Annotated in this window: 23 protein-coding genes; 11 read left to right on the top strand and 12 right to left on the bottom strand. The window is 71.8% G+C overall.

Features of this window, described 5'->3' with window-relative positions; genetic code table 11:
* Nucleotides 1-38: 38 nt before the first annotated feature.
* From H9Y04_RS08180 to H9Y04_RS08170, 3 genes are all read right to left on the bottom strand, one after another.
* Nucleotides 39-2,111 (bottom strand): FAD/NAD(P)-binding protein, encoded by a 2,073-nt coding sequence (locus tag H9Y04_RS08180; RefSeq protein ID WP_308800896.1) that lies wholly within the window; start codon nucleotides 2,109-2,111, stop codon nucleotides 39-41.
* A 423-nt stretch (nucleotides 2,112-2,534) separates the two neighbouring features.
* Entirely contained in the window at nucleotides 2,535-4,190 is a 1,656-nt protein-coding gene (locus tag H9Y04_RS08175) for an alkaline phosphatase D family protein (RefSeq protein ID WP_187813105.1), read from the bottom strand.
* 117 nt (nucleotides 4,191-4,307) lie between these two features.
* Nucleotides 4,308-4,958, bottom strand: coding sequence for an HNH endonuclease family protein (locus H9Y04_RS08170; RefSeq protein WP_187812977.1), 651 nt, complete (start codon nucleotides 4,956-4,958; stop codon nucleotides 4,308-4,310).
* A gap of 499 nt (nucleotides 4,959-5,457) precedes the next feature.
* Here H9Y04_RS08170 and H9Y04_RS08165 point away from each other — a divergent pair, with 499 nt between their 5' ends.
* The 3 genes from H9Y04_RS08165 (at nucleotide 5,458) to H9Y04_RS08155 (ending at nucleotide 7,464) form a co-directional block, all read left to right on the top strand.
* Entirely contained in the window at nucleotides 5,458-6,039 is a 582-nt protein-coding gene (locus H9Y04_RS08165) for a TMEM165/GDT1 family protein (RefSeq protein WP_187812976.1), read from the top strand.
* Between the two features lie 153 nt (nucleotides 6,040-6,192).
* Nucleotides 6,193-6,849, top strand: coding sequence for an HAD-IA family hydrolase (locus H9Y04_RS08160; protein ID WP_187812975.1), 657 nt, complete (start codon nucleotides 6,193-6,195; stop codon nucleotides 6,847-6,849).
* Between the two features lie 282 nt (nucleotides 6,850-7,131).
* Complete coding sequence (locus tag H9Y04_RS08155) at nucleotides 7,132-7,464, top strand: antibiotic biosynthesis monooxygenase family protein (RefSeq protein WP_187812974.1); 333 nt, start codon at nucleotides 7,132-7,134, stop codon at nucleotides 7,462-7,464.
* Between the two features lie 81 nt (nucleotides 7,465-7,545).
* Here the strand turns inward: H9Y04_RS08155 and H9Y04_RS08150 are convergent, their stop codons facing one another.
* Nucleotides 7,546-8,145 carry a hypothetical protein gene (locus H9Y04_RS08150; RefSeq protein WP_187813119.1) on the bottom strand — a complete coding sequence of 200 codons (600 nt, stop codon included), beginning with the start codon at nucleotides 8,143-8,145 and terminating at the stop codon, nucleotides 7,546-7,548.
* Between the two features lie 6 nt (nucleotides 8,146-8,151).
* Nucleotides 8,152-8,856, bottom strand: coding sequence for a hypothetical protein (locus H9Y04_RS08145; protein ID WP_187812973.1), 705 nt, complete (start codon nucleotides 8,854-8,856; stop codon nucleotides 8,152-8,154).
* Between the two features lie 94 nt (nucleotides 8,857-8,950).
* On the opposite strand from H9Y04_RS08145, the gene H9Y04_RS08140 reads away from it, so the two are divergent.
* From H9Y04_RS08140 to H9Y04_RS08130, 3 genes are all read left to right on the top strand, one after another.
* Nucleotides 8,951-9,475, top strand: coding sequence for a GNAT family N-acetyltransferase (locus H9Y04_RS08140; protein WP_187812972.1), 525 nt, complete (start codon nucleotides 8,951-8,953; stop codon nucleotides 9,473-9,475).
* Nucleotides 9,476-9,651: 176 nt separating this feature from the next.
* A complete protein-coding gene (locus tag H9Y04_RS08135) occupies nucleotides 9,652-10,350 on the top strand; it encodes an alpha/beta fold hydrolase (protein WP_187812971.1) in 699 nt (232 codons plus the stop codon).
* A gap of 126 nt (nucleotides 10,351-10,476) precedes the next feature.
* The gene (locus tag H9Y04_RS08130) at nucleotides 10,477-11,007 is read left to right on the top strand and encodes a phosphoribosyltransferase family protein (RefSeq protein WP_187812970.1); all 531 of its coding nucleotides are present in this window, start codon (nucleotides 10,477-10,479) and stop codon (nucleotides 11,005-11,007) included.
* An 82-nt stretch (nucleotides 11,008-11,089) separates the two neighbouring features.
* On the opposite strand, the gene H9Y04_RS08125 is transcribed toward H9Y04_RS08130, so the two are convergent.
* A complete protein-coding gene (locus H9Y04_RS08125) occupies nucleotides 11,090-13,168 on the bottom strand; it encodes an MDR family MFS transporter (protein WP_187812969.1) in 2,079 nt (692 codons plus the stop codon).
* A 193-nt stretch (nucleotides 13,169-13,361) separates the two neighbouring features.
* Between H9Y04_RS08125 and H9Y04_RS08120 the strand changes: the two genes are divergently transcribed.
* A complete protein-coding gene (locus H9Y04_RS08120) occupies nucleotides 13,362-14,357 on the top strand; it encodes a peptidoglycan-binding domain-containing protein (RefSeq protein WP_187813104.1) in 996 nt (331 codons plus the stop codon).
* 62 nt (nucleotides 14,358-14,419) lie between these two features.
* On the opposite strand, the gene H9Y04_RS08115 is transcribed toward H9Y04_RS08120, so the two are convergent.
* Nucleotides 14,420-14,830: a DnaJ family domain-containing protein gene (locus tag H9Y04_RS08115; protein WP_187812968.1), complete on the bottom strand. Its 411-nt coding sequence runs from the start codon at nucleotides 14,828-14,830 to the stop codon at nucleotides 14,420-14,422.
* 152 nt (nucleotides 14,831-14,982) lie between these two features.
* On the opposite strand from H9Y04_RS08115, the gene H9Y04_RS08110 reads away from it, so the two are divergent.
* The gene (locus H9Y04_RS08110) at nucleotides 14,983-15,375 is read left to right on the top strand and encodes a hypothetical protein (RefSeq protein ID WP_187812967.1); all 393 of its coding nucleotides are present in this window, start codon (nucleotides 14,983-14,985) and stop codon (nucleotides 15,373-15,375) included.
* 27 nt (nucleotides 15,376-15,402) lie between these two features.
* Here H9Y04_RS08110 and H9Y04_RS08105 read toward each other — a convergent pair whose 3' ends face one another.
* The 3 genes from H9Y04_RS08105 to proP are packed head-to-tail and all read right to left on the bottom strand — an operon-like array spanning nucleotide 15,403 to nucleotide 18,717.
* Entirely contained in the window at nucleotides 15,403-15,981 is a 579-nt protein-coding gene (locus tag H9Y04_RS08105) for an MOSC domain-containing protein (protein ID WP_438818088.1), read from the bottom strand.
* A gap of 50 nt (nucleotides 15,982-16,031) precedes the next feature.
* Complete coding sequence (locus tag H9Y04_RS08100) at nucleotides 16,032-17,210, bottom strand: DUF2330 domain-containing protein (RefSeq protein WP_187812966.1); 1,179 nt, start codon at nucleotides 17,208-17,210, stop codon at nucleotides 16,032-16,034.
* Nucleotides 17,211-17,253: 43 nt separating this feature from the next.
* Nucleotides 17,254-18,717 carry a glycine betaine/L-proline transporter ProP gene (gene proP / locus H9Y04_RS08095; RefSeq protein ID WP_187812965.1) on the bottom strand — a complete coding sequence of 488 codons (1,464 nt, stop codon included), beginning with the start codon at nucleotides 18,715-18,717 and terminating at the stop codon, nucleotides 17,254-17,256.
* Nucleotides 18,718-18,977: 260 nt separating this feature from the next.
* On the opposite strand from proP, the gene H9Y04_RS08090 reads away from it, so the two are divergent.
* Nucleotides 18,978-20,990 (top strand): bifunctional glycosyltransferase 87/phosphatase PAP2 family protein, encoded by a 2,013-nt coding sequence (locus tag H9Y04_RS08090; protein ID WP_438818083.1) that lies wholly within the window; start codon nucleotides 18,978-18,980, stop codon nucleotides 20,988-20,990.
* Here the strand turns inward: H9Y04_RS08090 and H9Y04_RS08085 are convergent.
* Nucleotides 20,950-22,605: a glycosyltransferase family 87 protein gene (locus H9Y04_RS08085; protein WP_236070620.1), complete on the bottom strand. Its 1,656-nt coding sequence runs from the start codon at nucleotides 22,603-22,605 to the stop codon at nucleotides 20,950-20,952. The genes H9Y04_RS08090 and H9Y04_RS08085 overlap by 41 nt on opposite strands.
* Before the next feature lie 399 nt (nucleotides 22,606-23,004).
* Here H9Y04_RS08085 and H9Y04_RS08080 point away from each other — a divergent pair, with 399 nt between their 5' ends.
* A complete protein-coding gene (locus H9Y04_RS08080) occupies nucleotides 23,005-24,174 on the top strand; it encodes a steroid 3-ketoacyl-CoA thiolase (protein ID WP_187812964.1) in 1,170 nt (389 codons plus the stop codon).
* A 114-nt stretch (nucleotides 24,175-24,288) separates the two neighbouring features.
* Nucleotides 24,289-25,551, top strand: a complete 1,263-nt coding sequence (locus H9Y04_RS08075; protein ID WP_187812963.1) for an alpha/beta hydrolase family protein — start codon at nucleotides 24,289-24,291, stop codon at nucleotides 25,549-25,551.
* 77 nt (nucleotides 25,552-25,628) lie between these two features.
* On the opposite strand, the gene H9Y04_RS46555 is transcribed toward H9Y04_RS08075, so the two are convergent.
* Nucleotides 25,629-26,069, bottom strand: coding sequence for an aggregation-promoting factor C-terminal-like domain-containing protein (locus H9Y04_RS46555; RefSeq protein WP_187812962.1), 441 nt, complete (start codon nucleotides 26,067-26,069; stop codon nucleotides 25,629-25,631).
* Nucleotides 26,070-26,247 lie beyond the last annotated feature (178 nt).

Raw genomic sequence — 26,247 nt, 5'->3', positions numbered from 1 at the left:
GTGAACCGATCTGGGGGAGCGCTCACATTAGGCAACCCTTAGCGTGCTTGCAAGTTCAACAGTCGGTCAGCGGCCGGATTCCGCTTGCCGGGCGCCCCCGCCGCACGCACGTCGCCGAGCACCGCACGCGCCACCGCGTCCGCATCGCTGAGCGTCACCGAGTCCACCCCGGGCCTGGCGCCCGCGGCGGTCACCCAGTGCACGCCCTCCGTGGGCACGCCGACCGCGTACCGCCTGGGATGCGCGGCTCCCCGGCGGTCGATCAGACGGTAGGGGGCGGGTGTTACGTCCAGGCCGCCGGTCTCGTACGTCCCGATGACATGCGGCCGGCAGCGGCCCGTCTTGAGCAGCCGTGCGAGCAGCGGATCGGCGGTGCGCCGCACGTCCGGTTCCGGCAGCCGCGCCTCGACGAGGACCCGCGCGCTCACCTCGGAGCCCGGCACGTCGGGGGAGTGCGCGACGAAGGCCGCGCCTTCCGTCCGTATCTGCATCCGCGGTCCGACGACGGTGAGGACGCCCGCGTCGAGCAGTGCGGTCATCTCCTCGATACGGCGCCGGGGCGGGCCGATCGACAGGAACGCGTTGAGCGGGGTGTACCAGCGGTCCAGGTGCTCGCGACGGGAGTGGCCGGTGAGGCCCCCGTGGTCGACGATACGGCGGAGTTCGTTGCGCAGATCGCGCAGGACGTCCAGGGCCGCTTTGACCGGACCCGTGACGTTGCCGAGCGCGGCCAGGGCCGCGTCCTCGCGCAGATGGCCGGTGAGCCAGGCGCGGAAATCCGTGGGGTCGGCGAAGGCGCGGCCGTGGTGCGGGCGGGAGACGCGGTCCCAGGACCAGTGGGCGGTGGATCGTATACCGAACTCCCTCAGGAGCAGGGGGAGTTCGGCGGCGGAGCGGGACTGACCGGAGGTCGCGAGGAAGCGTTCGCGGAACTCGGGGCGGCGCTCGGGGGCGAGCAGCGCCTCGTAGTGGACGCACTCCACCTCGCGCGCCACGAGCGGCCAGATCTCGGCGAGGAAGTCCGGCGGATCGCCCTCGGCGGTGCGTTTGCGGAATGTCTCGATCACGTCGTCCGTGAGGACGCGCGGGAGATGGCGGCCGTGGGCGCCCTTCTCGTTGTCCCCGCGCGCCTGGTACGGGACGCCGCGGCGGGAGCCGGCCAGGAGCCGCGGCTCGCGGCCGGAGGGCTCGTACCGCAGCCCGCCGCCGGTGCTCTCCAGGAAGCGGCCGCCGCGGCCCGAGGTCAACAGGGCCATGTGGTCGAAGAAGTTGAGTCCGAGGCCGCGCAGCAGGACCGGCTCGCCGGGGGCGATCGCGCTCAGGTCGAGGTCGGCCGGGTTGGCCGGCGGGAAGTAGCCGAGGCCGTGCCGCTCGGCGTGGGCGGCGAGGCGCTCCTGGGCGCGGTCGCCGAGCGCGGGCAGATGGCCCTGGGCGAGGACCACGGCGTCCAGGCCGGTGAGGTGTGTGCCGTCGTCCAGGGTGAGGGACTGGGAGGCGGCGAGGATGCCGTCGTCCAGGGTGAGGGACTGGGGGGCGGCGAGGGTGCCGTCGTCCAGGGTGAGGGACTGGGGGCCGGTGGCGGCGGGGGTGTCGTCCTCCAGGGTGAGGGACTGGGGGCCGGTGGCGGCGGGGGTGTCGTCCTCCAGGCGGATCGCCCGGGCGCGGTGCACCTGGATGCGCAGGTGCTCGGGCGCCGTGCGCACGGTCTCGGCGAAGACCCACTCCAGGTAGCGCCCGTACAGCGCGCGCGTCGGGTAGTCGTCGGGCCCCAGGGCGGTACGCGGATCACGCAGCGCCCACTCGTGGAGGCTGGGGCCCGGGCGGATGGGGCCCTCGCAGCCGACGCTGTCGTCGGTGTACAGCGTGACCTGGGAGGCGACCGTGTTCATCAGGAGCCCGGCGGGCTGGTCCGTGCGCCAGACCTGACCCGCGCCCGGCGGCGCGGGGTCGATCACATGGACCGTGAGGCGGGTGCCGGCCGGGAGCAGTGCGGGTGCCGAGGCGCAGAGCCGCTCGACGATGCTCGTGCCGCGCGGCCCGGCCCCGACCACGGCGATCGCGCGGTGGTGTGGGGGTATTCGGTACGAAAGGGGCGTCGTGGGGGACGTCACGGACAAGTGCTGGACTCCCGGGCGTGTGGGGCAACTTGGGCGTCGCGTGGGGGTGCCGGCGGTGTGGGGTGGCGCCGGTGGAGTGCGTGCGGTGATCGGGGAGTGCGTGCGGTGATCGGGGAGTGCGTGCGGTGGTCGGTGGGGTGGTCGTGGTGTGCGGGACGGCTGATGAGGAAGCGGATGGTCCGCCTCATCATGCCGTCGCCGCCTCGCCCGTCGACCCCCGGACCGGAATTGACCCCTCCGCTGTGGCCCGGATCACGCGCCGTCCGCGCCGGAACGCCACGGGATGCGTACGGGCGCGCGCGTACACCCGGTGCGCACCGGTACGGCGGGTCATCGCCCCACTCGTACGGGATCAGCCGTTGCACCCGAAATGGCCCGAAGCGCTTCGTGGTTGCCGATCTGCCCCGAGCCGCCCCGCTACGACGTCAGCTGTGTGTCCTCCACCGTCTCCAGACGCGGTGCGCCGCCCTTCACGCGCTGTGCCTGGTCGAGCCGGAGCCGGGCGGCGCGGCCGCGCAGGGTCAGGGTCATCAGCTGGTTGCCGAACCAAGGGCCGCCCGTTCTGCGCCACTTGATGGGCTGCTTCCCGAGCCGTCCGTGGCGGGCGAAGCGCCGGCCGAGCGCGCGGCCCGCCTTGCTCCAGCCGAAGCGGAAGCCCCATTTCACCGACCGGTGAATGGAGTTGTGGACCGGCGAGCAGGTCAGCTGGAGGATCCGGGCGTCGGGTGCGTGCTCGCCGTTCGGCCAGCTCGGCTCCGCCGCGTACGCATGGTGGACGTCGCCGGAGAGCACACAGACCGTGGCCGGCGCCCCGGGCCCCGTACCGGCCTCGGCGATCAGCTCGGTCAGTGCGGCGAACGAGCGCGGGAACGCCGCCCAGTGCTCCAGATCGCTGCGCCGCCGCAGGTCCTCCGCGAACCGGGCCCAGCGCTCGCCCCGTTCACCGCGCGCGAGCGCCGCGTTCCAGCCCTCGGCCTCGTGGATCAGATGCGGGAGCAGCCACGGCAGCGAGGTGCCGATGAGCAGATGGTCGCTCGACTCCCGGTCGGCAAGCGCCTGTTCGCGCAGCCACTGCGCCTCGCCCTCGTCGAGCATCGCGCGCTCGGACTCCTTCAGGACCCGCGCGCCCCGGGTGTCCACCATGAGCAGCCGTACGCGGCCGAAGTCGCGCCGGTAGCTCCAGCGGGTGCGCGCCGGGTCCTGGTCGGACTCGGCCGCGAAGGTGCGCAGGACGTCCGTGCCGTCGGGCGTCGCACGGACGGCCGCGTACAGCTCGTCCGCCGCGAGCTCGGCGGGGGTGAGGTTGCCCAGGTGCTGGTAGACCCAGTACGACATCAGGCCGCTGAGGATCCGCTCGCGCCACCAGGGCGTGGCCCGCATCTCGGCCAGCCACTTCTCGCTGGTGTTCCAGTCGTCGATCACATCGTGGTCGTCGAAGATCATGCAGCTGGGCACGGTGGAGAGCAGCCAGCGCACCTCGGGGTCCAGCCAGGACTCGTAATAGAGGTGGGTGTACTCCTCGTAGTCCGCCACCTGCGCACCCGGCGGCTCGCGCAGATCGCGCCGCGCGGCGAGCCAGCTCTTGGTGGCCTTGGAGGTCATGTCCGCGTACACCTGGTCGCCGAGCAGCAGCAGGACGTCCGGTCGTACGCCGGCTTCACCGGGCTGGTGCGCGAGCTTCGCGGCGAGGGTGTCCAGGGCGTCGGGCCCGACCGGATCGTGTTCGCTCGCGGGCGGCGCGGCCCACCGGCAGGAGCCGAAGGAGACCCGCAGCTCACGGTCGTCGGCGCCCGAAGGAGTGTGGATCGTGGACGGCGGGAAGGGCGAGTCGGGCAGCGGCCAGACCCGCTGACCGTCCAGGAACACCTCGTACGAGGTGTCGCTGCCGGCCGTGAGGCCGGTGACCGGGATCAGCGCATAGTGGTGGCCGGCCACCTGGAACGAGCGCTCCCGGCCGGAGGAGCCGTCGGCGCAGCGCACCTCGGCGGTACAGGGGCGGTCGGTCTCCACCCATATCGTCGCGGCCGCCTCGTCTACGTAGCGCAGCAGCGGGCCCAGGCGCAGCCGGGTCATCGTGATCACTTCCCTCCGTCGCCCGTACGGTACGCAGCGACGGAGGGCAGCGGGGAGGTTCCTGCGTAAAGATTCAGCAGCAGCCGCCGAGCGAACGGGCCGCGGCCGCGGAGCGGATCAGCTGCAGCCGCTGAGCGCCGAGGTCAGCGCGTTCTTCTCCGCCGAGTCCACGCTCAGGCCGTAGTGGTGCTTCACGTCCACCCACATCCGTACGTACATGCAGGTGTACGCGGTGCGCGGCGGCAGCCACTCCGCGGGGTCGAGGTCGCTCTTGGCCTGGTTGACGTTGTCGGTGACCGCGATCAGCTGGGGCTGCGAGAGATCGTTGGCGAAGGCCTGGCGCTGCGCGGTGGTCCAGCTGCTCGCTCCCGAACGCCAGGCCTCGGCGAGCGCGACCACGTGGTCGATGTCGACATCGGAGGCGGCGGTCCAGGTCGCGCCGTCGTACGGGGAGTACCAACTCCCGGACACCGCAGCACAGCCGGCGTCCTGCTGGACATTGGTGCCGTCGCGCTTGAGGACGACCTCGCGGGTGTTGCAGGCGCCGGACTGGGTGATCCAGTGCGGGAACTTGTCGCGGCTGTAGCCGGTCGAGGAGCCCTCGGCCTTGACGGTGAGCTGGCCCAGGTACGTACGGGCGGTGGAGGCGCTGATCGGAGTGGGCGGTGCGGCCTGGGCGGGGGGACCGGTGAGCAGGCTCACAGCGGCCGCCGCGGCGGTCAGGGCGGCGAGGGCGCCGGCTCGTTGACGCGCGTAGACACCGGACATGCGAACTCCCTTGGGGTGGGGGGAAGTTGAACGTTCCTGCAGGTTTCGAGCCCGCTCATGCTGGCGGCGCGATGTTGCGTGGAGGTGTGCGCCGTGTGACAGGGTCCCGTCAAGGAGATGAGCGGACAAGAGGGCGTGCGGAAATGTCATCCGGCCCTGGTCTCAAGGGAGTTGGTGAAAGCGCTGGTCGGGGGAGTAGTCGGCGGGCTTCGCGGGCGTCGGGACCTTCGGCCCTGACGGGCCCGGACGTAGGTCGCGTACGATGGATGGCGCAGAAGGGGAGTAGCTCTTCGCCGGACCGTCGACATACTGCTCAGCCGTCTTCACCGACTGGCTGGGCCGGCGCCCGGAGCGGATCGTGCGCGATCCGCCAGCGAGACCTTCGGCTACGCAGTGCCGCACGTGTGCCCTCGCCAGGGGAGTCACACCTCAGTGCGCTGCCGTGCCGAGGTGTCCGCAGCAGCTCTCGGTGGGGCAGCGCCCGACCGATCGAGGAACTTTGATCAGCTTCAGCGTCATGGCCATCGTCTTCGGCCTCGTCTTCGTCGCCGAACTCCCGGACAAGACCGCACTCGCCGGCCTCGTGCTCGGCACGCGCTACCGCGCCTCGTACGTCTTCGCCGGTGTCGCCGCAGCCTTCGCCGTGCATGTCGCGCTCGCGATCGCGGCGGGTTCGGTGCTGACCCTGCTCCCGCACCAGATCCTCCAGGCCCTCACCGGCGTGCTCTTCCTCGGTGGGGCGCTGATGCTCCTGATGAAGAAGGACGAGGCCGAGGAGGAGGTGCGCAAGCCCGAGAACCAGTCGTTCTGGAAGGTCTCGGGAGCGGGCTTCATGCTCATCCTGGTCGCCGAGTTCGGTGATCTGACCCAGATCATGACGGCCAACCTCGCGGCCAAGTACGACGATCCGCTCTCGGTCGGCCTCGGTGCGGTGCTCGCGCTCTGGTCGGTGGCCGCCATCGGGATCGTCGGGGGGAAGGCTCTCCTCAAGCGGGTGCCGCTGGCCCTGATCACCAAGATCGCGGCAGTCGCGATGCTGGCGATGGCGGGCTTCAGTTTCTACGAGGCCATCGCGGGCTGACGCGCTGCGGGCGGTCTGTCCGGAATCGGGCAGGCCGGTGGCGTATCCCCTTGCCTGTTTTGTATGCTGCAGGAACAAAGTGGTCCTCGCCCGCACTCCCTGACCGGCGGGCGGGGCCGCTCTGTTTCTTCCCCCGAGCTCAGGAGACCGCCGATGACGGCTGTGCTGACCGCCCGCGCCCTGCTTCTCGACATGGACGGCACGATCGTCAACTCCGATGCGGTGGTGGAGCGTTGCTGGCGGCGGTTCGCCGACAAGCACGGTCTCGACTTCGAGCAGGTCATCTCCGTCGTGCACGGCCGGCAGGGCTATGCCTCGATGGCGGTCCTCCTACCGGACCGCCCCATGGAGGAGAACTACGCGGAGAACCGCGAGATGCTCGCGGCCGAGACCGCCGACGTCGACGGTGTGGTCCCGGTCGGCGGCGCCCCCGCCTTCATGTCCGCGCTCGCCGAGCTGCCGCATGCCCTGGTCACCTCGGCCGACCTGCCGCTCGCGACCGCCCGTATGAACGCGGCCGGGCTGCCCATGCCCGCGCACCGCGTGACCGCCGAATCCGTCTCGGCGAGCAAGCCGGACCCCGAGGGCTTCCTCAAGGGCGCGGGCCTGCTCGGCCTCGACCCCGCCGACTGCGTCGTCTTCGAGGACTCCGGCGCGGGCATCGCGGCGGGCAAGGCGGCCGGGATGCGCGTGGTCGGCGTGGGTCCGCGGGCCGCGCAGTACGAGCCCACCGTGCACGTCATGGACCTCGACGAGGTCAAGGTCGTCGCCGCACCGGACGGGTCGGTCGAACTGGGCTTCAAGGGCTGAGCGCCGAGGGCCGGGTGTCGTCGCCTTCGGCTTCGAGGGCCGAGCGGCGTCGAGGACCGGGTGCCACCGCTTTACGTCTCAAGGGCCGAGCGCGGCCGCCGCGTCCGGCCTCCAGGTTGAGCGCCGCCGCGTCCGGCCTCCAGGGCTGAGCGCCGCCGCGTTCGGTCCGAGCGCATCAACTCACGAGGGGCCCAGCTGCGTCTGTGCGGCTGGGCCCCTCGCGTGTGTCCCGCAGTGGGGGGCTCCTGCCGGGAGGGCAAGGGCCTACGGGAAGATGTGTGTATGAGTATCGTGAAGATCAATGCGCTGGAGGTCCCCGCCGAGCAGCGGGAGACCCTCGAGAAGCGGTTCGCCGCGCGTGCCGGTGCGGTGGAGAGCTCCGACGGTTTCGAGTGGTTCGAGCTGCTCAAGCCGCTCGAAGGCACCGACCAGTACCTCGTCTACACGCGCTGGCGCAGCGAGGCCGACTTCCAGGCCTGGATGGAGGGCCCGATGAAGGCGGCCCACCAGGGCGGCGGCTCCTCCGAGGGCGGCGAGCGTCCGAAGCCGGCCGCGACCGGGTCCCAGGTGTGGACGTTCGAGGTGGTCCAGCAGGCCGGGCCCAAGCCTGCCTGAGCTGCGAAGGCCGCGACGGCCGTGAACGGATGAGGGGTGCGGCCTCGTGGCCGCACCCCTCACCGCTTCGACGTCGGAATCTCAGACGGCCATCAGCCGCTCGGCCAACTCGCGGTAGTCCCGCAGGGCGAGCCGCAGCCGTTCGGTGTCCGGCGCCGTGGTGGTGGCCGCCGCGCCCTTCTCGCCGCCGGCCGCCGTGCCTTTCTCGCCGGTGGCCGCCATGGCCTTTTCGCCGCCGACCGTGTCGCGCCCGCCCGATGCGGTGTGCAGGCCTTCGTCGCGGTGTGCGCCGCCCTCGCCGCGGCGGCCCTCGGCCGCGGCTTCGCCCTCGCCGGCGCGCATGCCCTCGCGCTCACGCCGGCCCGCGTCGTCGGCGCTGAGGCCCTCGCCCCGGCCCACACTCCGGTCGCTGCGCGCGCTCTCGCCCCGGCCCGCGCCCTCGCCCGTGTGCAGGGCGCCGTCCGGCTCTCCGGACCACGACCTGCGCAGCTCCTGGCGCCGCTGCGTGAGCAGTTCCGTGAGGCGTTCCGATGCCTCCGCCACCACCAGGTCCGCTTCCCGCACCGCTTCGTGCGGGGCGTCGACGAAGCCGCTCACGGCGTGCTGCAGCCGCTGCAGCCACTTGTCCTGTTCGTCGCGCGACAGCAGCTTGCCGCCGCCGGTGTGCACCCGCTCGCCCATGCGCCCTCAACTCTCCTTCGTCCGCTGCCGGTTGAATATCGCCGCCGGCCCCGTACGGCCCCGGCTCGAGCGGGAGTCCGGCTCACTGCCGCGCTCGGCCCCGTGCCTGTCGTCCGGCCGGCTCGCGCGGTCCGCGCGGCTCCCGCGCTCCGTACGGCCGTCGCGCCCGCGCCCGTCGTGTCCGGCGCCGAGCAGGTCGTGGAACAGCGCGCGCCCCTCGACCATCGCCTCGCGCAGCGCCTCCGTACCGGCGTCGCCGGTGCCGTGCGCCGCGGAGTGCACCCTGCGGTAGCCGTGCACATGGTGTGCGTGGTGCACCGACAGCGCGTCCAGCTGCTCCTCGTAACGCTCCCGGCCGGGATAGCCGCGCTCGGCGGCCAACTCCGCGATGAGCAGGTCGACTTCGGCGATCGCCTCCTGCGGCGACTCGACGAACCGCTCCTGCGCATTGGTCCAGCGGGCCTCGTACCGTTCCCGCTCCCCGCCCGCGAGCGGCTTCGGGTCGAGGGAGCCGTGCCGCTTGACCCGTTCCTCCAGGTCGCGTTCGGCGGCCTTCGTGTCCCCGTCGTAGCGGGCCACGGTCCGCTGGTACTCCGGGCCGAAACGCCGCTCAAGGCCGCCCCCGCCCGCCCTGCGGGTCACGAGGAACACTGCGGCGGCGATCAGCGCCACCGCGGCCACGATCACGATGACGGTCACAACTGCGGACATGGTCGCGCTCCTGTCGTGAGGGACTGTCGCGTTGCCGAGTAGCCCGCCTACGCAGAGGAAAACCCGGTGCGCACCGCGTGACCGGTGCCGGAGGATGGCGGGCGTGAGCCCTGCCTGGACCGTTTCCCCCGAATCCGTCGATTCCCCCGCCGCCACCGCGCTGTGGCGCGCGTACTACACCGAGGTCAGCGACCGCTGGTATCTGAAGGAGACCGGCCGCCCGACCGAACCAGGCGAGCTGGAACGGGGGATCGCCGAGGAGACGGGGGAGAGCCTGCGCGGTCCGGACGGGGTGCTGCTCGTCGCGCGCTTCGGGGGCGAGGCGCTCGGCACCGCGGGTGTCCGCCGGCTCGATGCCACGACCTGTGAGCTCAAGCGCGTCTTCCTGCTTCCGTCGGCCCGCGGCAAGGGCGGCGGCACGGTCCTGATGGACGCCGCCGAGGAAGCGGCCCGCGCCTTCGGGGGGCGACGGCTCGTCCTCGACACGCGGCTCGACCTGATCGAGGCGCGGAAGCTGTACGTGAAGCGGGGGTTCGCGGAGATTCCGGCGTACAACTCCGGTGCGTATCAGGAGATTTGGTACGGAAAGGAACTCGGCCCGGCTCCGTACGGGCGGTGAGGCGCGCGGCGGGGGCGGTGCGGTCCGCGGCCGTGTGAGTACGCAGGGGACAGCACGTCCGGGGCCGTGTCGGCGAGCGGCGGGACGGCCGTGCCGGCGAGCAGAGGGGGCGGCCAGGTCCGGGGCCGTGTGAGCGCGCGAGGGCGTTGTCAGTCGGTGCCGGTACGGTGTGGCGCATGGTGAACTTCGTATTGGTGCCGGGCTCTTGGCTCGGGGCATGGGCCTGGGACGAGGTGGCGCCGGCACTGCGCGCGGCCGGCCACGGCGTCCACCCGCTGACCCTGTCCGGTCTCGCCGAGCAGCGGGACCGGCCGGTCGGCCCACAGACGCACGTACGCGACATCGTGGACGAGGTGGAGCGGCTCGACCTGCGCGAAGTCGTCCTGGTCGGGCACAGCTATGCGGGCATCCCCGTGGGGCAGGCCGCCGGGCACATCGGTGACCGGCTGCGCCGTGCGGTCTTCGTCGACTCGCTCGTTCCGGCGGAGGGCGGGTCGTTCGTGTCCGCCTGGTGGGAGGGCCCGGACAAGCTGGCGGCCGTCCTCGCGGGGAGCGGGGGCGTCTGGGAGCCGCTCGGGGCGGGGGAGTTCGAGGGGCAGGATCTCGACGAGGAGCAGATCGCCCGGTTCGTGAGCCGGGCGACACCGCACCCCGGCGCCACCCTGTCCGACCCGGCCCGGCTGGCCCGACCGCTCGCCGAGCTCCCGGCGACGTACATCAAGTGCCTGCTCGACGGCCCGGAGCCCACGGAGGACGTGGCCCGCCTGATCAGGGACGCGGGGTGGCGCCTGCGCGAGCTGAACACGGGCCACTGGCCGATGCTCTCCCAACCGGCTTCGCTCGCGCGGCTTCTGCTCGCGGAGACGGACGCGTAGGGGCTGCGCCTGCGCTCGTACGGGCCCTGCGGATGGCTGCGCTCGCGTGCCTTGTGCCCGCAGGCCTCCGCTCCCGCGCGTCAATTCGTCTGCCCGGACCGGTAGTTCGTCCGCACACTCGCGATCATGCTCTCTCCCGCACGTGCCCTGGCGCTCGAACACTTCCGGTGGGTCGGTGGCCACGCCGACGTCTGGTCCGTCTTCCGCGATGCCGGGGCACTCGCCGAGGTGGTCCGCGGGCCGGCCGCGCCGTTCCGGGACGACGGCGTCACGGCCGTCTGCGGCATCGAGTCGCGGGGCTTCCTGCTCGGCGCGGCGGTGGCCGTCGAACTCGGCGTCGGTTTCATCGCCGTACGCAAGGGCGAGGGGATCTTCCCCGGGCAGAAGGTCACCCGGCGCAGCGAGCCCGATTACCGGGGCACGCGGCAGGAGCTGCGCCTGCTGCGCGCGCCCGAGGACCGGGTTCTCCTTGTCGACGACTGGATCGAGACGGGCAGCCAGGCGTCGGCCGTGCGGTCGATGGTCGAGGAGTGCGGGGGCCGGTGGGCCGGCTGCTCCGTAGTCGTCGACCAGACATCTGCGGCCCGCCGGACGGACCTGACCGTCCACAGCATCGTCACGGCCGCCGGCCTTCCGGCGTGGGACGGGCCGTCCTGACGATCACGTGCCGCCACCGGTAGCTGCGCCGCTTCCCCGCCGCGCCGCTCCCCGACGCCCACGCCCGCAGCGCGCTCAGGGTCTACGCCCGCGCCGCATGATCCCGAGGTACCGCCCCCGCGTACGGAGTCTCCGCGTCCGAGCCCGAGAGTTCCGTGCTCAGTTCCTCGACCAGGCGGACCAGGTCCGTCGGGCGGTCGGGGCCCCACCAGTCGCCGAGGAGTTCCGCGAGGGACTCCTCGCGGGCCTTGCCGAGCTTGGCGGCGACCTCGCGGCCCTCGGGGGTGAACACCAGGCGCAGGCCGTCGCGGGTGGCGAGCTTGCGCTCCTCCAGCTGGCGGGCCGCGGCCTGGATGCGGGCCAGCGGCACCGTGGTGTTCTCGGCGAGCACCGCGGGCTCGGTGTGGCCGAAGCGCTGGATGCGCAGGAGCATCCAGCTCGCGGCGGGCAGCAGGTCGTAGCCGGCCCGCGCGGTGATCTTCTGGTAGATCTCCCGGCGCCCCTGCCGGGTGCCGAGCACCGAGAGCGCCCGCAGCACCTCGTCGCGCGAGGAGCGCTCGACCGGGTTGCTGGCGAGGGTCTCGCTGATCTCCGGCGCGGTCACCGAACCGCGCAGCTTGTCCTCGCGCAGCAGGAACGACAGCGCGAAGGCGACCAGGGCCACCGGCACCGCGTACAGGAAGACATCCGTGATCGCGGAGGAGTAGCTGTGCAGCGCGGAGGCCTGCAGATCCGGCGGGAGCTGCGCGATCGTGCGCGGGTCGTCCTCCAGGCTCTCGACGGTGAGCCCGGCGGGCAGCGTCTGCCCGGCGAGGGCGTCGGAGAGCTTGCCGTCGAGCCGGTTCGTGAAGAGCGTGCCGAAGATCGCCACTCCGAACGAGGCGCCGATGGAGCGGAAGAAGGTCGCGCCCGACGTGGCGACGCCGAGATCCTCGTAACTGACGGCGTTCTGCACGATCAGGACCAGGACCTGCATGACAAGACCCAGACCCAGGCCGAAGACGAAGAAGTACGCGTTCATCTCCCAGGTGCCGGTCGTCTCCTTCAGCTGATGCAGAAGCAGCAGGCCGACTGAGGTGACCGCGGTGCCGGCGATCGGGAAGATCTTCCAGCGGCCCGTACGGGAGACGATCTGGCCGGAGGCCGTGGAGGAGAGCAGCAGGCCGAAGACCATCGGGAGCATGTGGACGCCCGACATGGTGGGCGAGACACCCTTGACGACCTGCAGGAACGTCGGCAGATAGGTCATCGCGCCGAACATCGCGAAGCCCACCACGAAGCTGATCGCCGAGGAGAGCGTGAAGGTCCGGATCCGGAACAGCTTCAGCGGCAGCACCGGCTCGGCGGCCTTGCGTTCCACCGCGACGAACGCCACGAGCAGTACCGCGCCGAGCACCGCGAGCCCGATGATCTGCGCCGAACCCCAGGCCCAGGTGGTGCCGCCGAGCGAGGCCACGAGGACCAGGCAGGTGGCGACCGAGGCGATCAGGAACGTACCGAGGTAGTCGATCCTGTGCGGCCGCACCGTGTGCGGGATGTGCAGCGCGGCGGCGATCACCAGGAGCGCGATCACACCGATCGGCAGGTTGATGTAGAAGACCCAGCGCCAGCTCAGGTGGTCCACGAAGAGACCGCCGAGCAGCGGGCCGAGCACGCTGGTGGCGCCGAAGACGGCACCGAACAGACCCTGGTACTTGCCGCGCTCACGCGGCGAGACGATATCGCCGACGATCGCCATGGACAGGACCATGAGACCGCCGCCGCCCAGGCCCTGCAGGGCCCGGAAGCCGATCAGCTGCGGCATGTTCTGCGCGAGACCGCACAGCGCCGAACCGATCAGGAAGATCACGATCGCGGTCTGGAAGAGCTTCTTGCGTCCGTAGAGGTCGCCGAGCTTGCCCCACAGGGGTGTCGCGGCGGTCGAGGCCAGCATGTACGCGGTGACCACCCAGGACAGGTGCTGCATGCCGCCGAGGTCGCTGACGATCGTGGGCAGCGCGGTCGAGACGATGGTCTGGTCGAGTGCCGCGAGCAGCATGCCGAGCAGCAGCGCCCCGATCGAGACCATGACGCTGCGCTGTGTCTGTCCCGTACCGGGCGGAAGTCCGGCGCCGGGCGCGGCCGCCGCAGGGCTGCCCGCGCCGCTCACGTCCTGGGCCATCGACGTCTCCTTGCTGCCGCAGCCGGCGCCCGGCACCGGCTCGGACGGACGGTTCGTCTTCTTCCATCCTGGTCGGGTTGTGCGGTTATGGCCTGTTGAGGGAGGGGGCGGGGGGTGGGGGCGCTGGGCCTGGTGGGGACGGAGCTGCATAATCGCTGGGAGCTTCAGGGAGGGGACCCCAGCGGTGAGCGCAATGACGTGCCCGGAATGCGGCACGCCCAGGGACAGGAACAGCGCGCCGCTGTGCGGCTGCGCACAGCGTGCGGCCGATGCGCTGCGCGACGAGCGGTCCGCCGATGTCGCGGCCGCTGAGGACTTCGACCCCCTGCGCATACGGCCGTACGTGTCGCTGTCGCCCGAGGCCGAGATCTCGGACGACACGGCGCAGCTGCCGGTCGTCCACGACGTGCCGGGCCAGTCTCCGGAGCGCGCACCGCATCCGGCGGACGTGGACCGTTTCGTACCGGCAGGGGCGGCGGCCGGTGGACATGCGGCGGGCGACGGGTACGCGGCCGCCGACGGATACGCGGCAGCCGACGCGTATGAGATCGAGCTGGAGCGCACCCCGCCGGGCGCCGGGCAGGGCCGTGCCGCCGCACGAGGTGAACGCCGTGAGCGCGGCCGGCGCCGCACCATGCTGCTCACGGCCTGCGGGGCCGCGGTCGCCGTGGTGGCCGTGGCGGCGACGGCCAGCGGCTTCTTCTCCGACGACGGCGACTCCCGGCAGAACCGGGTGCTGCCCGACCAGGCGACCAGTGCCTCGGCGAGCAGCGTGGCACCGAGCAGCGAGGAACCCTCCGAGTCGGCGTCCCCGAGCCCGTCGGCCTCCAAGTCGGCCAGTGCGTCCGCGTCCGCGTCTCCGTCGCCCTCGCCGTCCAGGACGCAGAGCGCGTCGGCCTCGGCCACGCTCAAGGCGTCCGGCACCGTGACCACCCCGCCCGCCCAGGCCGGCGGCACGCTGCAGCAGGGCGACAGCGGCCCCGCCGTGGAGGAGATGCAGGGCATGCTGCGGGACGTCTGGGTCTACCGCGGCAGGCCGGACGGGAACTTCGACAGCAAGACCAGGGACGCCGTCGAGATGTTCCAGGTCTGGTACGGAGTGACCTCGGACCCCAAGGGCGTCTACGGCCCGGCGACCCGGTCAGCCCTCGAGCGGGCGGCGGGCAACGGGGACGAACACCGGGGCTGAGCGGCCGCCAGGACACAGGGCTGAGCGGTTCGCCAGGACCTCGGGGCCGAGGCTGCGAGGCCCTAGGCCCCCGCGTACCGCGCCCGCTGCCACTCCCGTACGGCCTCGTCGACATCCACCGGTCCCCGCCCGAGCGCCGGCCCCGCGGGCGGACGGCGCAGGAATGCGGTGATCTTCTCGTTGAGCGGGCCGAGCAGCGCGCGGACCGCACGCTCCGAGGGTGCCTCGGGCACCGCGGCCAGGGCGTCCTCGATCTCCTTGCGCAGGGCGAGGGCTGGCGGCAGGGCGCCGGGCAGCTGTTCCTGGTGCAGCTTCTTGCGGATCCACCACAGTTCCTCGTACGGCCGGTCGAGCCCTTCGAGGGGCTTGCCCGCGCCGGGCAGGCGCGCGAAGTCCCCACGCGCCTCGGCTTCCCGAATCTGTTTGTCGACGAAGGACTCGAAGCTCACACCAGGGGGCTTACGCTCGGTCATGGCTCAAGTGTGGCAAAGGTGCGCGCGAGCGTCCCGGCGGGGGATCCGGCGAGGGTGTGGTCCGGGTCATGCGGTCCGACGGGCGCCGCGCTCTAAGATGCGGCGGCGCGCGGTCAACCGCGCCGCATTTTCCGTGACTTGAAGGAGCGCAGGTGCTCGAGCTCACCATGGCATCGGTCTCGCAGGCGGACGCGGGTGCTACGGCCGGGATGGCCATGGCCGACGCGGACAGCACGCCGGGGGCGGTGCTGCGGGTCGGCCGCGACCGTACGGTGTGCCGGCTCGCGCCGCCCGACGACTGGCTGTTCATCTCGCGCACGCACCTGGAGTTCCTGTGCGGACCCGACGGCGTCTGGCGCGTGACCTGGCTGCTCGGCTCGCACCCCGACCCTGCCTCCGAGGTGCGAGTCAGGGTCGGGCAGCAGCACCATGAACTCGCCTACGGTTCCACGATGGTGCTGCCGCACGGCGGCTCGGGCGAGGTGATCATCCAGGACCGCACGAGCCCCCGCACCGTCAACGTGGGCTTCTACCACGAGATATGAGCGAGGCGTGAGCAACTGCGGGCGCGCTCACACCCGTTCGAGCGGCCGGTGCGGGCCCGTCGGCAGCTCGGCCTTGATCGCGTCGCCGGGCCGCACCGGGCCGCCGGTCAGGACGACGGTCATGATGCCCGCCTTGCGGACGAGCGCGCCGTCCTCGTCGCGGAACACGACCTGCTTGAGCAGTCCGTCCTGGTAGCCGTCGATCTGCACGCACGGATTGCGCAGCCCGGTGACCTCGAGGACCGCCTCGTCGCCGATCCGCAGCAGCGTCCCGGTGGGCAGGCCGAGCAGGTCGATGCCGCGGGTGGTGATGTTCTCGCCGAGCGCGCCCGGCACCACCTCGTACCCCTGCTCGGCCACCTCCGTGAACAACTCCTCGTGGATCAGGTGCACTTGACGCAGGTTGGGCTGCGTCGGGTCCTGGGCGACCCGCGAGCGGTGCTTCACCGTGACCCCCGCGTGCACATCGCCCTCGACGCCGAGCCCGGCGAGCAGCGTGATGCTCTCGCGGTTCGGCTTCGTGAACGAGTACTCGCCGTTGCTGCTGACCGCCGTCACGGCCCCCTCGACGTTCGTGCCCGTACCCGTACCCGTGCCCATGTCCATATCCATGCCCCAAACCCCCTGCACGCTGCTGTTCCGTTGCGAGAAGGACCCTAGTTCAGCGGCGGCGGAGTCCATACGGGAGGTGGCGGCGGCACCGGCCTGCGTGCCCGCGCGAGCGCCCGCCACACGATCAGGGCGAGCAGCAGCAGTGCCGTCCCGCCGAAGGTGACGATCCATGCGGGGATGCCCGCCCAGCGCAGCAGCTTCTCGTCATGGATGATCTCTTGATACGGATCGTCCGTGGCGCTCTGCCGCAGTTCGTGGTCCCCGGAGATGTCCGACGGCGTGGGCAAGAGCTGCTTGATCGCCGTGAGATACCGGGTCTCCCCGCCCGCGAAGGAGTCGAGCGCCGGGCCCGCCGAGCTGCCGAGCCGCCGCGCGTACGTCACCTCCGGCTCATAGCCGCCGATCGCCGAGCGCGTCTCCATCCGGTGCGCGGCCAGCACGTACAGGTCCAGGGTCTGTGGCTGCCGCGCCAGTTGGGAGAGGCGCATGGGATAGACGAGGCGGTCGCTCGCGAACGAGATCCGCAGCGGGTCGAGCGCACCGCCCAGAGTGGCGGCGCCGCCCTCGGCGGGCGCGAGGCGGACCGCCACGTAACTCCAGCCCTGGTCGACGTACGGGCGCAGCGCCTGCGACAGCCGCGCGGGCAGGTGGAAGCCCTCGTCCTTCAGCCAGCCGGCCAGGGCGTCGGGGTCAGAGGCCGTCAGGCGGGCCACGTCGAAGGGACCGAGCCGTTCGCGGCCGGTGACGCCCACCGGTGGCGCCGAGCGCTCGGGTGCCCCGGCCCCCGCGCCGTCGGACTCCTCCGAGGAGAACGGGAAGTCGCCCGCGCGCGGCCAGAAGTAGGTGCTCTCCTTGTGTACGGGCGCGGTGAGTTCGGCGAGTTCGTCGAAGAGCGCGCGGTCGCCGAGCTCCACGTCGGCCCGCGAAGGCACTGGCATGATCCAGGCGGCTTCGCGCGCGTCCCCGCGTACGGACAGACGCATCGCGATGTCCTGCCGCGCACCGTCCCAGCGCACGGCCGAGACCTCGCGGTCCACGGCGATCGAGGTGTTCTCGTTCGGCACCATCGCGCCGCAGCCGCAGGCGTACGCGGGGCTGATCAGCGAACCGAGCTGGAGTGCGAGGAGCGCGAGCAGGACCGCGAGGATCCGCCGCGGCAGGCGAACGGCCGGCCGCAGGCCGTTACCGACCACGGCCGGCCGTCCACCGAACCCGAAGTGCATGTGCCATCCCCCCCCGTGAAGACTCACGGGCACAGACGGGCACCTAGCGCCCGGCGGTTCCCACCAGCACCTTCTCGCCGGCGGGGGCGACATGAGCTGCCGCGCGCGCCCGCAGCTCCCGCGCCTCCTCCTGCGTCTCCACGGCCGGCGGCGAGCCGGGCAGCGGACGGCCCGCGGACTCGGGCATCAGCCAGGCGGCGATGCCACCGATGACGGCCGCGCCCATCAGGTAGTACGCGGGGATCATCAGGTTGCCCGTGGTGGCGATCAGCGCCGCCGTGATCAGCGGGGTCGTACCGCCGAAGAGCGAGACCGAGACGTTGAAGCCCACCGAAAGGGAGCCGTAGCGGACCTTCGTCGGGAAGAGCGCGGGCAGCGCCGCCGGCATCGACGAGGTGAAGCCCACCAGGAGCAGGCCGAGGCCCGCGAGGCCGAGCGCGATCGCCCAGGTCTCCCCGGCGCGGACCAGGAGCAGCGCCGGTACGGAGAGCAGCACGAAGCCGGCGCAGGCGCCGCCGATGACGACGCGGTGGCCGATACGGTCGTTGAGCCGGCCCATCGGGATCTGGGCGCCCATCATCAGGACCATCACGCCGATCAGGATCAGCGTGCCGTGCGTGGCGTCGTAGCCGAGGTTCTTGCTGAGGAAGGTCGGCATGTACGAGAGCAGCATGTAGTCGGTGACGTTGAAGACCAGGACGAGGCCGATGCAGAGCATCATCGCCCGGCCGTTGCCCACGAACATCTCGCGCAGCTTCGGCTTGGGCAGCGCCTTCTGCTTGGCCTCGGCCTCGTCCGCGAGCGCCTGGAAGGCCGGGGTCTCCTCCAGCTTCAGGCGTACGTAGAGACCGATCAGGCCGACGGGCCCGGCGATCAGGAACGGGATGCGCCAGCCCCAGCTGTACAGGTCGGGCTCGGCCATGAACGTGGTGAGGGCCGTGGCGAGCGCGGCGCCCGCGACGTATCCGACGAGCGTGCCGAACTCCAGGAAGGAGCCGAAGAACCCGCGCTTCTTGTCCGGCGCGTACTCGGCGATGAAGGTGCACGCGCCGCCATATTCACCGCCGGTCGAGAAGCCCTGCACCATGCGCGCCACGATGAGGAGCACGGGCGCCCAGACACCGATGGTGTCGTACGAGGGGATCAGGCCGATCGCGAACGTGCCCGCAGCCATCATGATCATGGTGAGGGCGAGGACCTTCTGGCGGCCGATGCGGTCGCCGAGCGGCCCGAAGAAGGCGCCGCCGATGGGCCGGACCAGGAAGGCCGCGGCGAACGTGCCGAGCGCGGAGAGCACCTGGGCGGTGCTGGACGCGTCGGGGAAGAAGACATGTCCGATCGTCACGGCGAGGTAGCCGTAGACGCCGAAGTCGAACCACTCCATGGCGTTGCCGAGCGCGGCCGCCTTCACCGCTCGCTGCACGAGCGAGGGGTCGGTGACGGTGACGTCCCCGACGGGCGGCTGCGGTGTGTCGGACGGTTTCCGGTCCAGGGTGGTGGGTGACATGGGAGTCGACCATAGGACCCGGTTGCCCGGTTACGTGCCGTGTGCGGTCCTTTGCGTACTGGCGGGAAACCCCCTCCTGCCAGGCCTGACGCCCACAAGATCAAAGCTGGATAAACGGCCCCTGTGTGATCTTTGTCGCGCGCTTATGCCGCAACCACGGCCCTCCCGAGTCAACCCCGGACCCCCGATACCGGCGTCTTTCTCTCAAAGGCGGGGATACGGGCAGGTGAAGGAGCGGCTGGGGAGGGGGCCGGGCGACCGTGGTGAACGCGGAGCGCAGCGAGCGGCAGGCAGTCATCGGGGCAGGCGTCCCGGTCGGCCGGACCGCGGCCGCACGGATCGCGTTATGGCTGCTCGCGGCCTTCCTCGGGGCCCGTCAGATCGCCCTCGTCCTGCGGTCGCCGCCCGGTGAGCGGCTGATCGAGCTGGAGAACTGGATCGGCCCGCTCGGGGTCCTCCAGGTCCGCGGCTCCCTCTACGACGGCGGCGAGTTCAGCGGTACGCCGTTCACCGGCCTCGTCCTCAAGCCGCTGCGGCAGTCCGCCGAGCACTCGCTCGGCGTCTTCTGGACCTTCGGCACGCTGTTCCTGGTCGCCCTCATCGGGTTCATCGCCGCCCGCGCCCTGCCCGCCCCGGTCACCCGCAGGGCCGCCCTGCTCGGGGCGCCCGTCGCGATCGTCCTCATGATGCTGTCGCTGCCGGTGCGCGACACGCTGCACCTCGGACAGACCAGCATCATCCCCGTCCTGTTGGTCCTCGCCGGCTGTTTCACCGTCCGCGGCGAACGCCTCAGCGGAGTGCTCATCGGGATCGGCGCCGCCCTCCAGCCGACCGTGCTGCTCTTCGCCCCGCTCCTGTGGTGCACGGGCCGCCGCCGCGCCGCCGTCTCCACCGCGGGCACCTTCGCCGCCGCCACGGCGCTCGCCTGGGCGGCCATGCCCCAGGACTCCTGGACGTACTGGGTGCACCACCTCGCGGGCGCGGGCCTCGGCGGCGCCCCGGCCCAGGTCTCCAACCAGTCCCTGCACGGCGCCCTGCTCCGGCTCGGCCTCGCGGGACCGGCCGAGACGGCGGTCTTCCTCGCGCTCGGCGCCGCTGTCGCGTACCTGGGTCTGCGCCGCGCCGTGCGCTATGCGCGCGACGGCCAGCTGCTGCTCGCGGTGGCCCTCACCGGATGCGTGGCGGTGGCCGTGTCGCCGACGGCCTGGCAGCACCAGCTCCTGTGGCTGCTGCTCGCGGCGGTGGGCCGCGTCGGGATCAAGGCCGCCAACCGCCTCGTCTGGCCCGCGGCCGTCGTGGTCGTGATGACCCTGCCGGCCGAGGTGATCCTGCTCGACCGGCAGATCCTCGTCCCGCTCCGGGACAACCTGCTGCTCCTGACCGCCCTGGCCGCCGCCTGCGCGGTCCCGTTCCTGACCCGTACGTCCCCGTACTTCCGCGAACCGGTCCCCACCGCGTACGCGGCGCCGGCCGACGCACGATGGCGCCGGATTCCGCTGCTTCCGCTCTGGCGCCGGGCCCTGACCCGCCCGAACCTGCTGCTCGAACTGCTCCTGATCCGTGTCTTCTACGCCGCGTACTCCCAGGTCAGACTGGCCGCGACGGCAGGCCGTGCGGAGGCCGAGGCGCACGGAAGACAGATCCTCGACCTGGAGCGGGCGCTGTTCCTCGACATCGAGTACTGGCTCAACCACCTGGTGGCGCGCACCCCTTGGCTCGAAGCGGCGATGAACTTCTACTACACCTCGTTCCACTTCACAGTGCCGCTGGTGATCCTCGCGGTCCTCTACCGCCGCCGCCCCGCCGACTACCGCTGGGCCCGCAGCGCCCTCGGTCTCACCACCGTGCTCGGCCTCGCCGGCTTCTGGCTCTACCCGCTCGCACCGCCGCGTCTGATGCCCGGCCTCGGTTTCGTCGACACGATCCACGGCGCCCAGGACTTCACCCGGCCCGACTACGGCGCGATGACCGCGCTCACCAACCAGTACGCGGCCATGCCGTCCCTGCACTTCGGCTGGTCCCTGTGGTGCGGCCTCGTGGCCCTGCTGCTCGCCCGCCGATGGTGGCTGAAGGCCCTCGGCCTGCTGCACCCTGCGCTCACCCTGGTGGTCATCGTCGGCACGGCCAACCACTGGATCCTCGACGCGGCCGGCGGCGCGCTGGTCGTCGGCGCGGGTTTCCTGATCGTGTACGTGCTGTCGGGGCCCCGCCGTACGAAGGAGCCGGAACCTCTCAGCAGCGTGCCGGAGGCTTCCATCCGTACGCCGAGTTGATCCGGTACTCGCCGGGTCCGCCGACTTCCAGCCGTACGAAATCGCCGTCCTGGGCGAGACAGCCGCCGGAGGACGTCAGCCACGGCGAGTACGCGACCTTGATCTTGACCGTGCCCTTCGTGGAAGCCCGGACGAGCAGCGAGGTCTCGTCGGAGCGCACGAGTTCGGCCGGTCCCGACACCAGCGGGGTCGCGTCCCGCACCCGGAAAACCTTCCAGTGCTCGTCCTGCCACACCGGCTCCAGGAAGCCGGGCTCGGCGCGCACCAGCGCGGCCTCCCGCTCGGCGGGCCCGTCCGGGCGCGCGTTCTTCGGCAGCACGACCAGGCCGACCGCCCACCGGTCGAGCCAGGCCTTGTACGCCTCGGGCGAGAAGGCGCCGTCCGGGACACCCGCGCCCGGATACCCGTCGTAGAACAGCGGCCCGCGCTCCACATCGGCCTGTCGGTTCCAGCCCTTGGCCAGGTTGACGTGCGGCGCGAGCAGCACCGACTCGCGGTGGTCGCGGGCCGGTACGACCTCGACCCTGGTGCGGTCCGCGCCCAAGTCGTCCAGTGCGCCGACCAGTCCTTCGGTGTGCTGCGCCCAGGCCGGCACCTTGGTGTAGACGACGATGTCGTCCACCGCCTTCTGCGTCACCCAGTACACGGAGAACACCAAGGTCAGCACGTACGCGCCGCGCTTGATGCGGTCCGCGCGGCGCTGCGGCCCGGTGGCCTTCTCCGGCAGACAGGCGAGCAGCACGGCGGGCGCGATCAGCTGCGCGAACCGCTCCACGTTCGTGCCGATCGGCGAGGCGATCACATACGTGAGGACGACACCGAGCGCGTACACCGCGACGCCCGCCTTCAGCGTCCGCCACTTGCCCGGCGCGACAAGCAGCACGGCCACGCAGAACAGCACGGGCGCGAGGATCCGCCCCCACCCCATGGGCTGCACACCCTCGAACGGGAAGAGCAGCGTCGTCGCCCCGACCACCACGAACGGCGGCAGCAGCAGCGACAGGGCCCGCCCCCAGTCCCGTACGAGCAGGAAGGCCGCACCCACCACGACCAGATAGAGCCCCGCGACCGGCGACCCCATGGTCGCGAGCGCCGCGCACAGCCCCGCCCACCAGATCCGCCGCGCCCCGATCAGGAGCACACACGCGCCGAGCGCGAAGGCGATGCCGAGGGCGAAGGTGGTGCGGCCGGAGATCACGTTGCAGCACAGCGCGTACGCGGTGAGCAGCGCGGGCCACAGCGGGCGGGCGATCCCGGTGCGCACCCACAGCATCCCGCCGAGCCAGCCCGAGGCGAGCCCGGAGAGCAGCGTCACCGTCTTCACGCCGAGCGCGGCCATCAGATAAGGGGAGATCAGGCTGTAGTTGGCGGTGTGCAGACCGCCGTACCAGGAGAGGTTGTACGGGGAGCCCGGATGCTCGGCCACGAAGTCGGCCCAGGCCTGCTGCGCCGCGAGATCCCCGCCGCCCTTCGCGAACACGAACCACCACACCGCGTACAGCGGAAGCAGGGCAAGTGTGGACAGCAGCGGCACCCGGTGGCGGACGTGCCAGACGGCGCGGTCCGCGGTCACGGCGGGCGACCGGGGCGGCGACGGCAGAGCGTCCTGGGCCATGGGCGGCGGCTTTCGGTCCGAAGGGATGGTCGGGGCAACCTCGTAGACGCTAGCCAGCCCCGATCCGTTCAGGCGCCCGACCCCCGGATCCGGGTGATTTGTGCCCTGCCGGAAGCGGCATGGGCGTCATGCCGGAAGTGACATCGACGTCAGGCCGGAAGCGGCATCGCCGTAATAACGGGTTCTACCAGTGACAAGCCCCGTGCAGTGATCTTTTGCGGGCAAGTGCGGTGCAGGAACGGTGGCTGTGCGTGCAAGACCCTTGCGGTGGACGGGTCTCAGTCGTGAGACTGTCCCCGTAACTAGAACGCGTACTAGTTCCTGAGTCAGCTCGAAGAACGGCCCGATGGGTGCCGGGATACACCCACGGACCGCAACCATCACGTGAGAAGAGGGCTCATGGCCGCGGAACCCGTCATCGTCGAAGCAGTACGTTCCCCCATAGGCAAGCGCGGGGGCTCGCTCGCCAATCTGCACCCCGCCTACCTCCTGGGCGAGACCTACCGGGAACTACTGGCGCGCACCGGGATCCAGCCCGACTGTGTGGAGCAGATCGTCGGCGGCACGGTTACGCACGCGGGCGAGCAGTCGATGAACCCCGCCCGCACCGCCTGGCTCACGATGGGCCTGCCGTACGAGACGGCCGCGACGACCGTGGACTGCCAGTGCGGCTCCTCGCAGCAGGCCTCGCACATGACCGCCAACATGATCGCGGCCGGCGTCATCGACATCGGCATCTCCTGCGGCGTCGAGGCCATGTCGCGCGTCCCGCTCGGCTCCGGCTCCAAGCACGGTCCGGGCAAGCCCATGCCGGACGAGTGGAACGTGGACCTGCCCAACCAGTTCGAGGCCGCCGAGCGCATCGCCCGCAACCGGGGCCTGACCCGCGAGAACGTGGACTCGCTCGGCCTGATCTCGCAGGAGCGGGCCGCGATCGCCTGGTCCGAGGAGCGCTTCAAGCGCGAGACCTTCGCCGTACAGGTGCCCACCACCGAGGACGAGCAGCGCGCCGGACAGGGCATGTGGCGGCTCGTCGACCGCGACGAGGGGCTGCGCGACACGTCGATGGAGGCCCTCGGCGGCCTCAAGCCCGTGATGCCCACGGCGGTCCACACCGCCGGCAACTCCTCGCAGATCTCCGACGGCGCGGCCGCGATCATGTGGGCCTCCAAGCGGATGGCCCGCGCCCTGAAGCTCAAGCCGCGCGCCAGGATCGTCGCCCAGGCGCTCGTCGGCGCCGACCCGCACTACCACCTCGACGGCCCGATCGACGCGACGCGGGCGGTGCTCGGCAAGGCCGGGATGTCGCTCAAGGACATCGACCTCGTGGAGATCAACGAGGCCTTCGCGTCGGTGGTGCTGAGCTGGGCGCAGGTCTTCGAGCAGGACCTGGAGAAGGTCAACGTCAACGGCGGCGCGATCGCCCTCGGTCACCCCGTCGGCGCGACCGGCGCCCGCCTGATCACCACCGCACTGCACGAACTGGAGCGCCGCGACAAGGAGTTCGCGCTGATCACGATGTGCGCGGGCGGCGCCCTGGCGACGGGGACGATCATCCAGCGGCTCTGAACACCCGTGCACCGGGGTGTATGTGAGTACACCAAGGGATCCCGGGCGTGCCCGAGCAAGCATCCGGGGGCGCGTCGGATGGGGCCGGACGCTTCGGCGTACGACGATCGCCTCATGACACTTCACGAGGTCGACTCCCGCCGTACACACCGCAGTTCACGCGTGGCGAGGGCCGCCGTCGCCGCCTGTGCGACGGCCGCCCTGGCCGCCACGCTCACCGCGCCGGCCTTCGCCGCCGCCCGGCCCGCGGTCCCGGCCGCGGCCCACCACGGCCGGGGCGCCCTCCTGGCCGTCACGCCCGTCGCGGAGCTCGACAAGGCGGCCGTGTCCGGGCTCCTCACCCGGGCCGGCATCGGCGACGGCACCGTACGGCACGGAGTGCGCGCCTGGCGCCTGACGTACCGCACCGTGGACACGGCAGGCCGCCCCACCACCGCGACCGGACTGCTCACCCTGCCCACCGGCGGCGAGCGGCGGCTCGACCTCGTCGCCGACGCCCACGGCACCATGGTCCACCGCGACTACGCACCCTCGGTCACCGAGGGCTCCGGCAAGCTGTTCTCGTATCTGCACGGCTCGGCGGGCCGGGCCGTCGCCGCACCCGACTACCTCGGACTCGGCAAGGGCCCCGGCACCCACCCGTACATGGACACCCGCTCGGCCGTCACCGCCTCGCTCGACATGCTCAGCGCCGCCCGCACCGCCGCGCAGCGTCTGCACCGGCCGCTCACCGGTGATGTGTACGCGACCGGCTTCTCGCAGGGCGGGCAGGTGACCATGGCGCTCGGCCGCGAGCTGAGCGAAGGGCACTCCCGGGGATTCCGGCTGCGCGCCCTCGCGCCGGTGGCCGGACCGTACGACCTCGTGGGTCAGGAAGTGCCCGCCCTGTACGACGGGCGCGTCAACGACACCAGTGCGCTCTTCTACGTCTCGTACTTCCTGGTCGCGCAGAACCGGCTGCACCCGATCTACAGCCACCCCTCCGAGGCCTTCCGTGCACCGTACGACCAGCGGATCGAGGCCCTCTTCGACGGGGAGCACCGCGAGGAGGACGTCATCGCCCAGCTCCCGAAGACAGTGAAGGAGCTCCTGACACCCGCCTTCTACGAGCGGATGCGGCACCCGGACGGCGCCCTCCTGACCGCCCTCAAGAGCCAGGACGGCACCTGCGACTGGAAGCCGAAGGTGCCGGTCCGCCTGTATGCGTCGGCCGGCGACACCGACGTACCGATCGGCAACGCGCACAGCTGCGCCGCCGACCTCGCCGCGCACGGGGTGCGGGCCCCGGTGCTGGACCAGGGGGACGTGGACCACTTCGGATCGTTCCGCAGCGGTGGGCCGAAGGCGGTGCGCTGGTTCGACCGGCTCGCGAGGTGAGCCCGGCTCCGCGCATGACGAAGCGGCCGCCCCCTTGCGCAGGGGGCGGCCGCTTCGGCGTTCGGTCAGGGTCCGGCTCAGTACCAGTGGTGCTGCTGCCAGAAGTTCCACGCGCCGACCGGGGAGCCGTAGCGGGAGTTCATGTAGTCGAGGCCCCACTTGATCTGGGTGGCCGGGTTGGTCTTCCAGTCGGCACCCGCGGACGCCATCTTCGAGCCCGGAAGCGCCTGGACCAGGCCGTACGCGCCGGAGGAGGCGTTCGTCGCGGTGTGGTTCCAGCCGCTCTCACGGGAGACGATCTGGCTGAACGCGTTGAACTGCGCGGTGTCCGGGATCATCTGCCGGGCGATCGCCTGCGCCGAGCCGGCGGCAGCCGGGGCGGTGGCCGGAGCGGCGGTCACGGTCGCGGCCTGAGCGGGGGCCGCGGCGAAGACCAGACCTGCGGCGGACGCGGCCACGAGGGCGGTGGTGACGGCCTTCTTCGGGGACGCGATGCGGCGGATGCTGGAGATGGACACGCTGGACCTTCCGGTCGGGAACAGGGCAGTCGCAGGCAAGCCGGTACCGCGGGGACGGTGCGGGATGGTTTGCCGGGGCGGGGCCCGAGGGGGCCGCCGTGCCCTGCGACTCCTCCAGAGAACCAGGGCTGTTACGTCGCCGCAATGACCCCTTTTACTAGTTCTCCTCGCATATCGG

Origin of the sequence: Streptomyces polyasparticus, assembly GCF_014493765.1 — a bacterium.
Classification (GTDB): domain Bacteria; phylum Actinomycetota; class Actinomycetes; order Streptomycetales; family Streptomycetaceae; genus Streptomyces; species Streptomyces polyasparticus.
Note: the sequence above shows the minus strand (reverse complement) of the source record. Positions and strands in the feature narration are given on the sequence as shown.

Bases quoted from the DNA above. Each gene is read 5' to 3' on its own strand.
- H9Y04_RS08150 (WP_187813119.1), bottom strand. From the start codon at position 8,145: ATGGGCGAGCGGGTGCACACCGGCGGCGGCAAGCTGCTGTCGCGCGAC.
- H9Y04_RS08170 (WP_187812977.1), bottom strand. From the start codon at position 4,958: ATGTCCGGTGTCTACGCGCGTCAACGAGCCGGCGCCCTCGCCGCCCTG.
- H9Y04_RS08100 (WP_187812966.1), bottom strand. From the start codon at position 17,210: ATGCACTTCGGGTTCGGTGGACGGCCGGCCGTGGTCGGTAACGGCCTG.
- H9Y04_RS08125 (WP_187812969.1), bottom strand. From the start codon at position 13,168: ATGGCCCAGGACGTGAGCGGCGCGGGCAGCCCTGCGGCGGCCGCGCCC.
- proP (WP_187812965.1), bottom strand. From the start codon at position 18,717: ATGTCACCCACCACCCTGGACCGGAAACCGTCCGACACACCGCAGCCG.
- H9Y04_RS08115 (WP_187812968.1), bottom strand. From the start codon at position 14,830: ATGACCGAGCGTAAGCCCCCTGGTGTGAGCTTCGAGTCCTTCGTCGAC.
- H9Y04_RS08075 (WP_187812963.1), top strand. From the start codon at position 24,289: ATGACACTTCACGAGGTCGACTCCCGCCGTACACACCGCAGTTCACGC.
- H9Y04_RS08175 (WP_187813105.1), bottom strand. From the start codon at position 4,190: ATGACCCGGCTGCGCCTGGGCCCGCTGCTGCGCTACGTAGACGAGGCG.
- H9Y04_RS08140 (WP_187812972.1), top strand. From the start codon at position 8,951: ATGGCGGGCGTGAGCCCTGCCTGGACCGTTTCCCCCGAATCCGTCGAT.
- H9Y04_RS08135 (WP_187812971.1), top strand. From the start codon at position 9,652: ATGGTGAACTTCGTATTGGTGCCGGGCTCTTGGCTCGGGGCATGGGCC.
- H9Y04_RS08085 (WP_236070620.1), bottom strand. From the start codon at position 22,605: ATGGCCCAGGACGCTCTGCCGTCGCCGCCCCGGTCGCCCGCCGTGACC.
- H9Y04_RS08155 (WP_187812974.1), top strand. From the start codon at position 7,132: ATGAGTATCGTGAAGATCAATGCGCTGGAGGTCCCCGCCGAGCAGCGG.
- H9Y04_RS08160 (WP_187812975.1), top strand. From the start codon at position 6,193: ATGACGGCTGTGCTGACCGCCCGCGCCCTGCTTCTCGACATGGACGGC.
- H9Y04_RS08130 (WP_187812970.1), top strand. From the start codon at position 10,477: ATGCTCTCTCCCGCACGTGCCCTGGCGCTCGAACACTTCCGGTGGGTC.
- H9Y04_RS08105 (WP_438818088.1), bottom strand. From the start codon at position 15,981: ATGGACATGGGCACGGGTACGGGTACGGGCACGAACGTCGAGGGGGCC.
- H9Y04_RS08120 (WP_187813104.1), top strand. From the start codon at position 13,362: ATGACGTGCCCGGAATGCGGCACGCCCAGGGACAGGAACAGCGCGCCG.
- H9Y04_RS08080 (WP_187812964.1), top strand. From the start codon at position 23,005: ATGGCCGCGGAACCCGTCATCGTCGAAGCAGTACGTTCCCCCATAGGC.
- H9Y04_RS08145 (WP_187812973.1), bottom strand. From the start codon at position 8,856: ATGTCCGCAGTTGTGACCGTCATCGTGATCGTGGCCGCGGTGGCGCTG.